The organism is Alphaproteobacteria bacterium (genome assembly GCA_026400645.1).
Lineage (GTDB): Bacteria > Pseudomonadota > Alphaproteobacteria > Paracaedibacterales > CAIULA01 > JAPLOP01.
Map to the genome: position 1 here is coordinate 1 of JAPLOP010000017.1, position 8,619 is coordinate 8,619.

Below are 8,619 nucleotides of genomic sequence, written 5' to 3' on the forward strand. Positions count from 1 at the left end.
AATTTCGGAACCTCGCGTCCTCATGTACGTCTCTGTACACTCCGGGCGCTCGGTCCTTATTTTCAAATCCAGATTTCGAAATCCATTGGGTATAACAATGAGGGCGCCAATTGGAACCTCTTGTTGGGTCAGGGCTTGCTCGGCTTTATCGAGCGCGATCCTCATAAAATTAGAACAGACCATGGTGGGGTAAATTTTGCATGAAAAAATGGCGGGAGTGACGGGACTCGAACCCGCGACCTCCGGCGTGACAGGCCGGCGCTCTAACCAACTGAGCTACACACCCACTAAAGGGGAAGAATTAATTCCTATTGAAAATGTAATGGATCACAACGATCCTTGTCAATAGCTATTTCCTTTTTTGCATTTTTATGGGGATTTTTGTTGGATACGAAGTTCTGCTAGGGAATCCAGGATCCCGTTTTGTGCTTGTTGAATGGGGTAATTGATGCCCAAATGGGTATATAATTTTTTTAGATTTGCGCGTGTTTGTTCTTTCTTGTGTACGCTTTCTGGTCCAGAAAACAAACCTAAGGATTCGTTTAGGCAATCGATTGCCTGGGGGTAGTTTCCTAATTCTGCGTGAAAAATTCCCAGATTTCCCCATACTTTCCCCTTTGCGTATGAGCTATCGTCAGGTAACAAAATTAATGCCTGCTCCATTGAGTTAATCGCATTTTGATGGTCCCCCAGTTTGTGGTAGGATACTCCTAGATGGCTCCAAAGATTTGCTGCGTCGGAAGGTCTGTCATGTGGTAATAAGTCTAGGGCATTCCATAGATGGCGACATGCTTCGTGATAGTTACCCAATGAGAAAGAAAATAAGCCTAATTTGCTATAAACGACCCCCCTTTCTTTGTTTAGATCTTTTATCAAAAAATAGGAAGATTCGTTTTTATTGATTAAATAAAAAGTTTTAAGCTCAGATTCGGCTTCGGTTAACAAGCAAAGGGCATGCTTTAATGAGATGATCGCCTCATAATATCGGCTTGATTTCGAATAATTATATCCCAGAAAACCAAACATACGTCCTCGTCTTATTTTTTGGGATTCAGGCAGCGCATTTAAAATTCGGAGAGTTTCGTCGATTTTCTCAGGATCTGTTGCGGTTGCCCAAAAATCAGGGGGTAACTCTTGGTTGTTTCTGAGAATCAGGAGTTTGCTCTCGAAGCTCCCTTCTTCTTTGTCTTCTGGAAGTTGATTGATTGTGGCATATCCGACTCTGGCTGCGATTAGCAAGAAGCATGCCAACTTTATTAAAAAACACATTATTATTATAGCCTATGGTATCAATTGTAAATAATTTATTCATGACTGTAATATTTTTTTTCTTAATAAAACGTTAAGATTCTATGATTTATTTTTTGTTGGGTCGGCTTGTGACGGATATGATTTCCTTGATGAATATTATTTCTCGTAAAACAGACTAAAAACAGATAAGTTAGATTCAAATGGTGGCAACAATACTTGCCAAAAAGGGTTAAAAAATGTCTTTAACAGTGTCTGAATTAAGCCAACGTTCCCTTGATATATTTCGAGAGCTTGTCGATGCCTATGTCGAGACGGGGGAACCGGTGGGTTCGCGGACTTTGTCGCGCCGTCCAAGGGTGTCTTTATCGCCGGCAACCATTCGAAATGTTATGGCTGATTTAGAGGATGCTGGTCTTTTGTACGCTCCACACACGTCTGCTGGTCGCTTGCCGACGGAGGCTGGCCTGCGCCTTTTCGTCAATGGGTTGCTGGAAATTGGGGATCTCAATCAACAAGAACGCCAACATATTGATCAGCTTTGTTTGAAAACGGGGAAAAACGTTTCCTCTGTCCTGGAGGAGATCACGGGCCTGTTGTCTGGATTGTCACAATGCGCGGGTCTGGTTATGGTGCCGAAGGCGGAATCCCCCCTAAAGCATATGGAGTTTGTTCATTTGGGCATTGGGCGTGCTTTGGTTGTTTTGATATCGCAAGATGGGGTGGTGGAGAATAGGCTGATTGATTTGCCAAAGGGGGTTACGCCCTCTGTTTTGAATGAGGCTACAAATTATTTAAGTGCGCGCTTGGCTGGATGTACGTTGGCAGAGGCCAAGATATTGATTGATGAAGAACTGAGCAAACATCAGGCTGACCTTGATGAATTAACGACCAAGGTCGTCTCGGAAGGGATAGCTGTATGGGCCGGAGGGGAGCAAGGGGGATCGCTGATCGTTAAGGGTCAATCAAATCTTTTGCAGAATGTGTCAGAAATGACAGAGCTTGAACAAATTCGGGGACTTTTTCAAACCCTAGAAACGAAAGAAACGCTTTATCAATTATTGGATGCATCCGTTCAGGCAGAGGGTGTCCAAATTTTCATTGGATCTGAAAATAATCTGTTTAAATTGTCAGGATGTTCGTTGATTATTGCGCCCTATCAGAATTCCCGTCAAAAGATCATTGGGGCCCTGGGTGTGATTGGCCCCGCACGAATGAATTACGGGAAAATTATCCCGCTTGTTGACTATACAGCAAAAATGGTGGGGCGATTAATTGGGTGAAGGGAGCTTTGCAAATGACTGGTGAATTTCCTGGATGGTCACGCCGCCTTCGTCGGCTCGCCATGACGTCATTGCGATGAGGGCGAAGCCCGAAGAAGCAATCCAGAAATCGCCTCGAACTAATGAAAATTTATTGAAAATGGTATAGGAAAAATCTTTAATGCTGATCGTATTTATAAAATCCCTCGCCAGTTTTGCGGCCTAACTTTCCCTGTTGTACGTGATCCTTGAGGAGAGGGCAGGGCGCATATTTTTTGTCGTGAAAACCGTTTTCTAGCACGTTCATGATGGCTAGGCACGTATCGAGCCCAATGAGATCAGCCAGGGCAAGCGGGCCGATGGGCCAATTGGCGCCCAGTTTCATGGCGATATCGATATCTTCGGCTGATCCGATTCCATCTGCAAGTGTGTGAATCGCCTCATTAATTGTTGGCAATAAAATACGATTAACAATAAATCCTGGTGAATCTTTGCTTTGAACAACCGTTTTTCCAAGTGTTTTTGCAAAATCCGTAATGATTTGGATCGTTTGGCTGGATGTGTCTGCCCCGCAAATAACTTCCACCAATGGAATCATGGGGACTGGATTCATAAAGTGTAGCCCGACGAATTTCTTTGGGTGTGGATATAGGTTGGAGAGGGCGGTGATAGAAAGGGATGATGTGTTGCTGGCAACGATAATATCGTCATTTGCAAAGTTTCCAATTTGCTGAAAGATATCCTGTTTGATGGAGAGGGATTCTGGGACAGCCTCAATAATAATTGAACAATGCTGCAAATCAGCGATTTTTGTGGTGAAGGCGAGGCGGCTCAGTGATGCATCCCTATGCGCGTCCGTTATTTTTTCTTTTTCCACAAATTTCAGCAAGGAAGACGAAATGCTTTTGCGAGCTTTTTCTAAGGCTCCATCCATGACGTCAAAAAGATAAACGGAATAACCAGAGGCTGCGCAGACCTGGGCAATACCTGATCCCATTTGGCCTGATCCAATGATTCCAATGGTGTGTTCGGTCTTTAGTGATTGGTTCCCGGTGTCCATAAAATATCTCCATTCGTGATTTCTTGGTTAGCGATTCGTGCCAGGACAAATAGCAGGTCTGACAGTCTATTTAGATACTGTATTATCATGGGGTTGATGGCCGTGTTCAATACTAAAACGCGACGTTCAGCGCGTCTGACAACAGTTCGGGCAACATGGAGCGCTGCAGAAGCGGACGTCCCACCGGGTAAAACGAAAGATGTTAGGGGTGGCAGGGTGGCATTTAAGCGGTCGATGATATTTTCAATATTTTTGATATGATTTTTTGTGATACGAAGGGGTGCATGGTCAAGCGAAGGGTCCTCGGGGACACACAGATCGGCGCCAACATCAAACAAGTCATTTTGGATTGTATGGATAATGTCTATTATGGGTGCCGCGCAATGAATGACAGCAAAACCGATGAAGGCGTTTGCCTCGTCCACGGTGCCGATAGCCTCGATTCGGGGGTCTGTTTTTGAAACCCTTTTCTGATTGCCGAGGGACGTTTTTCCCGTGTCGCCCCCTTTTGTATAAATACGATCTAGCGTAACCATTGAGTTTACCTTTTTGTCAGAAGAAGCGCAAAAAATAATAAAAGTGTGATGGCTTGCGATGTGATTCGCCACCGCATTGCCTTGTTGCTGTAGCGTTCGTTGACTTTTCCGCCGACAAGATAGGTTCCAATCCCAAAAAACAAAATTAGGGTTGTGGTGATTAAACTTAGAAAGAAAGCGATTTCAATAATTCTTGACATGTTTTTAAGGATATTGTGTAATTTTGTTATGATTTCATAAAAAGTGCGTCATTTTTTCATTTTTTCTTAACGCTGTCACTTGACCATCATGCTAGAGTCACTAAATACTAAGTTAAACGACTTTGTTCCTGTGGGCAATGGTTTAATGGTCAATAAGAAAAGCTGAGAAATTGCACTGCTAGAAAACAATTTGGACAAGAGTAATCGGAGTAATCGTTCTATGAGAGCAGCTGAAATGAAGTTAATATCCGACTATGAGATGGTTGAGACGGAGGAGGCGATCGCATGCGATCCAAGGGGTTCCGTCCAAGCCTGTATCATTTTGGGCTGCGCCTGGATCTTTTATCTTTACGAATATATCCTTCGTGTTTCGCCAAGCGTTATGACGAATGAGCTGATGACGGATTTTGATGTAACGTCAACGTCACTTGGGGTGTTAGCTTCTTTTTATTATTTGGCATACGTTCCTTTGCAGATTCCGTGCGGCCTTATTGTTGATCGATTAGGCGCCAGAAAGGTTATCACTTTTTCATCTTTCTTATGTATTCTTGGATGCATTTTGTTTTCCGGTAGTGAAACATTGATGATGGCAAAGGCTGGGCGTTTTTTGATTGGGGCAGGATCTGCCTGTGCTTATTTAAGTTGTGCTAAAATTGGTGCGGAATGGTTCCATTCTGATAAATTCGCCGTTGTTGCCGGGATGACAATGATGATGGGAACATTTGGGGGAATTTCGGGTGGGCGCCCTTTTGCCATACTGCTGAACCATTATGGTTGGCGTCAGTCAATGTTAATTGCCGCTGCTGTCGGATGTTGTATTGCACTAGCGGCATGGCTGATTATTCGCGATCATCCGGACAGCCCCTCGGAAAATCGTCGTAAAAAATCTACATCCATTGATCATGCGAGTAATGGCTCCTTGTTCGGCGGACTTAGGTTGATAGCATCGAATCCACAAAATTGGTTAATAGGATTGTATGGCTGCATGATGTATTTGCCGCTTTCGGCATTTGCAGAATTGTGGGGAGTTCCTTTTTTGATGCAAGTTTATGACATCAATAATGAAATCGCTTCCACGGGCACGTTCATGGTATTCCTAGGAATGGCATTGGGGTGCCCACTTGGTGCTTGGTTATCAAATCGATTTAAGAGTCGCATTAAAATCATGTCATGGTCTGCGCTTGGGACATTGTTCGTGTTTTGTATCGTGTTTTATGTCCCCAATATTCCATGGGATTCGATGTTGTGTTTATTATTTGTTGGGGGGTTAATTTCCGGTGGGCAAATTCTTTATTTTGCTGCCGCAAAGGAAATCAGTCCTGACAATATCAGCGGAACCACGATTGGTTTTACCAATTTTTTGGTTATGATCAGTGGGTTTGTTTTTCAGCCTTTGGTGGGAAGGCTTTTGGATCTGGCATGGGATGGCCAGATGAGCATAGATGGATCCCCTGAATATAACATTTCAACATATAAAATAGCCTTTACGGCGATATCGATAGGTTTGTTCGTTGGGTGGATTATTGTTCAATTCGTTAAAGAAACGTACAATCATACCGTTGAGCAAGTTTAAATTGTTTTTGAGTGCAGCATTGTTAGGTTAAAGAGTAGAAAAATGAAAGTGGATTCGTTGAAATTGATAAAGAACCCATCGCAAGTCACGTCTGACATAAATGTACCAGCTTTCCAGAAATGGGTGGTGTGGGGCGTTGCTAGTTTATTTTATTTATACGAGCTGATGCTTCGTGTATCACCCAGCGTGATGACAGATGATTTGATGCGTGATTTTCAAGTATCATCAACGTCCCTTGGGGTGTTGGCTTCTTTTTATTATTGGGCATACGTTCCTTTGCAAATTCCGTGCGGCCTTATTGTGGATAGATTCGGAACAAGGCGCATCATAACGTTTTCTGCCTTTCTTTGTATTCTTGGGACTTTTTTGTTTGCTGAGAGTCATACTCTTTTTATGGCTCAGGTTGGGCGATTTTTAATTGGAGCGGGGTCGGCTTGTGCCTTTCTGAGTTGTTTAAAGGTCACGGTTGAATGGTTTCCAATTCATCAATTTGCCTTAATCGCTGGTCTGACCAATATGATGGGAACGTTTGGTGGCATTGCAGGAGGAAGACCCCTGGCCACCCTAGTTAATACAGTTGGTTGGCGACGGGCCGGTATTTATATGGCTTTGTTTGGTTTGGTAGTGATGGCTGTTTCATGGTTGTTCATTCGTGACAAGCCTAGTGCAGCAACCACTGATAAAGAAAGTGCGGCTATTCAGTTTTTGCCAACGTTAAAGGGGATTGTTAAAAATCCACAAATTTGGTTGGCGGGGATGATTGGTGGATTTATGTATTTACCAATTTCTGCCTTTGCTGAGTTGTGGGCTGTGCCGTTCTTAATGAACAATTATGGCATCAATAATGAACTTGCTTCTACAGCGAGTGTGATGATTTTTGTTGGCATGGGCTTGGGCGGTCCGGCGGCTGCTTGGCTTATGAAATATTCGCATAGCTATTCTGTTGTGATGAAATTTTCATCCCTGATAACGGCCGGGTTGTTTGTCTTAATTACATATGCTGAATATATCAGTCTGGGTGTCATGTTTGGATTGATTTTGTTGGCTGGATTTACAATCGGTGGGCAGGTTTTGTGTTTTACATGCGCCCAGGATCATTGCACCCAAGAAAATAGCGGCACGGCAATGGGGTTCACGAATGCCGTCGTCATGATGAGCGGTATCATTTTCCAGCCTGCGTTGGGTGCTATCCTTGATTTGGTGTGGGATGGTCAGGTTTCTGCAGCGGGGATCAGGGTTTATAGTCATAATTGTTATCAGATGGCCTTGATATCCATTCCTATTTCTTTATTTATCAGCTGGATTCTGTTAAAATTCGTCAAAGAAGACAGGCGTATAGCATAGGCTTTGTTTTAAATAATTTTTTAAGTCTTTTTTATGAGTTCGATGTCTGTTCAACAGGATACTAAACGGCTTGCGGTGACTTTGCTCATCCTGGCTAATGTTCTTTCGGCCATGTCCATGGATATTCATTTGCCCATGGCCCCGTTAATTATGGCTGATCTGCAAACAAGCGAATTTCTAATCCAATCTATTTTTATTATCAGCGTTATTCTGACAACGACAACCCCGCTTTTTTGGGGCCCTTTATCCGATTGTTATGGGCGACGGGCGCTGTTTTTGCCTGCTTGTTGCTTTATGATCGTTGGGCAGTTTGGATGTGCGGTGGCCCCAACGATTGAGTGGTTGCTGTTTGCGAGGTTTGTTCAATATTTGGGTGTTGGTGCTGTTTTTACGGTCGTGATGGCTGTGATTTGTGATTCTTATACGGGGATAGTTCGGGCCAGAATGATTGCCCTGTTGGAAATAAGCATTCCTTTTGCGCTAATTGTTGCGCCCATCGTTGGGGCCTTTACAGCATCTTATTTTGGGTGGCGATACAATTTTCTGTTGTTGGGAATTTTGCAGCTGATTTTATTTGTCGTGCTAATAAATCATATGCCCGAAACATTGAAAATCAAGCGTGTTTTTGAATGGAAACGATCTTTTCAAAATCTTTCCGATCTTTTGTATAATCGAATTTATATTCGGTATGTGTTGATATTTGCGATGTTGAACGCTGTTTATATGCTGCTTATTATGCACTCTCCTTTTATTCTAATTAAAGGCTTGGGCGCATCACCAACTACCTTTGCTTTTTCTCAAAGCTGCATGATTGCTGTCTATTGCCTTGGCCTTTTTGTATACCGTCGTCTTGTGCCCAAATATGGTGTTACTAAATTATTGAACATTTCCATGATTGGATATTGTTTCTATGGGCTTTCGACGCTGTTTTTATGGCTGGGTATTATTCCTTTTACGTTTACCAACAATATTGCCATTATGTTTGTCGATTGCTTTTTTGCAGGCCCCATTATTACCAGTTGTAATAGCCTGGCGCTGGATGCGTGTGATGATACCCTGGGTGGGACAAATGCATCCATGATTGAATCGATTGCCGGTGCTATCACCGGCCTTTTTATGGTTCTTTCGGCATACGCGGCAAACGATAGTTACATGCCTGTTTTTGTGATCATTGTCGGCATTGTTTTTATTGCATTTTGTGTTTGGTTCAATTTGATTACGGAACCCAAAAAAGAACACCTTGTAAATTAAACTCTGTCCGGGTTCACATACATGTGAGACTCTGCGGCACACAGTAAAAAAAGGGGGGGCGAGCGCGCCCATCAATAGCGCCGTAGCGAGCCCCCCCTTGTATAAACAAAAAAAGGCCTCGAGAATAGGAATATATCAAAACACC

At 43.2% G+C, this 8,619-nt stretch carries 8 protein-coding genes and 1 tRNA gene; 4 read left to right on the forward strand and 5 right to left on the reverse strand.

Annotation, left to right across the window (positions count from 1 at the left end; translation table 11 throughout):
• Window positions 1-209 precede the first annotated feature (209 nt).
• A tRNA-Asp gene (locus NTX76_02430) sits at window positions 210-286 on the reverse strand.
• An 83-nt stretch (window positions 287-369) separates the two neighbouring features.
• Window positions 370-1,269 carry a tetratricopeptide repeat protein gene (locus NTX76_02435; GenBank protein ID MCX7338126.1) on the reverse strand — a complete coding sequence of 300 codons (900 nt, stop codon included), beginning with the start codon at window positions 1,267-1,269 and terminating at the stop codon, window positions 370-372.
• Window positions 1,270-1,487: 218 nt separating this feature from the next.
• Between NTX76_02435 and hrcA the strand changes: the two genes are divergently transcribed.
• Window positions 1,488-2,531, forward strand: coding sequence for a heat-inducible transcriptional repressor HrcA (gene hrcA, locus NTX76_02440; GenBank protein ID MCX7338127.1), 1,044 nt, complete (start codon window positions 1,488-1,490; stop codon window positions 2,529-2,531).
• Window positions 2,532-2,688: 157 nt separating this feature from the next.
• Here hrcA and NTX76_02445 read toward each other — a convergent pair whose 3' ends face one another.
• The 3 genes from NTX76_02445 to NTX76_02455 are packed head-to-tail and all read right to left on the reverse strand — an operon-like array spanning window position 2,689 to window position 4,306.
• Window positions 2,689-3,570, reverse strand: coding sequence for a 3-hydroxyacyl-CoA dehydrogenase NAD-binding domain-containing protein (locus NTX76_02445; protein ID MCX7338128.1), 882 nt, complete (start codon window positions 3,568-3,570; stop codon window positions 2,689-2,691).
• Complete coding sequence (locus NTX76_02450; GenBank protein MCX7338129.1) at window positions 3,546-4,106, reverse strand: cob(I)yrinic acid a,c-diamide adenosyltransferase; 561 nt, start codon at window positions 4,104-4,106, stop codon at window positions 3,546-3,548. The genes NTX76_02445 and NTX76_02450 overlap by 25 nt, the downstream gene beginning before the upstream one ends.
• A 5-nt stretch (window positions 4,107-4,111) precedes the next feature.
• Entirely contained in the window at window positions 4,112-4,306 is a 195-nt protein-coding gene (locus NTX76_02455) for a twin transmembrane helix small protein (GenBank protein ID MCX7338130.1), read from the reverse strand.
• 220 nt (window positions 4,307-4,526) lie between these two features.
• On the opposite strand from NTX76_02455, the gene NTX76_02460 reads away from it, so the two are divergent.
• The 3 genes from NTX76_02460 to NTX76_02470 are packed head-to-tail and all read left to right on the forward strand — an operon-like array spanning window position 4,527 to window position 8,474.
• Window positions 4,527-5,879, forward strand: coding sequence for an MFS transporter (locus NTX76_02460; protein MCX7338131.1), 1,353 nt, complete (start codon window positions 4,527-4,529; stop codon window positions 5,877-5,879).
• Window positions 5,880-5,921: 42 nt separating this feature from the next.
• Window positions 5,922-7,223: an MFS transporter gene (locus NTX76_02465; protein ID MCX7338132.1), complete on the forward strand. Its 1,302-nt coding sequence runs from the start codon at window positions 5,922-5,924 to the stop codon at window positions 7,221-7,223.
• A 42-nt stretch (window positions 7,224-7,265) separates the two neighbouring features.
• Window positions 7,266-8,474 carry an MFS transporter gene (locus NTX76_02470; GenBank protein MCX7338133.1) on the forward strand — a complete coding sequence of 403 codons (1,209 nt, stop codon included), beginning with the start codon at window positions 7,266-7,268 and terminating at the stop codon, window positions 8,472-8,474.
• The last annotated feature ends 145 nt before the right edge of the window (window positions 8,475-8,619 follow it).

Excerpts from the sequence above, each read along its gene's own strand:
- NTX76_02460 (MCX7338131.1), top strand. The coding sequence starts at position 4,527 with ATGAGAGCAGCTGAAATGAAGTTAATATCCGACTATGAGATGGTTGAG.
- hrcA (MCX7338127.1), top strand. The coding sequence starts at position 1,488 with ATGTCTTTAACAGTGTCTGAATTAAGCCAACGTTCCCTTGATATATTT.
- NTX76_02465 (MCX7338132.1), top strand. The coding sequence starts at position 5,922 with ATGAAAGTGGATTCGTTGAAATTGATAAAGAACCCATCGCAAGTCACG.
- NTX76_02455 (MCX7338130.1), bottom strand. The coding sequence starts at position 4,306 with ATGTCAAGAATTATTGAAATCGCTTTCTTTCTAAGTTTAATCACCACA.
- NTX76_02470 (MCX7338133.1), top strand. The coding sequence starts at position 7,266 with ATGTCTGTTCAACAGGATACTAAACGGCTTGCGGTGACTTTGCTCATC.
- NTX76_02450 (MCX7338129.1), bottom strand. The coding sequence starts at position 4,106 with ATGGTTACGCTAGATCGTATTTATACAAAAGGGGGCGACACGGGAAAA.
- NTX76_02445 (MCX7338128.1), bottom strand. The coding sequence starts at position 3,570 with ATGGACACCGGGAACCAATCACTAAAGACCGAACACACCATTGGAATC.
- NTX76_02435 (MCX7338126.1), bottom strand. The coding sequence starts at position 1,269 with ATGTGTTTTTTAATAAAGTTGGCATGCTTCTTGCTAATCGCAGCCAGA.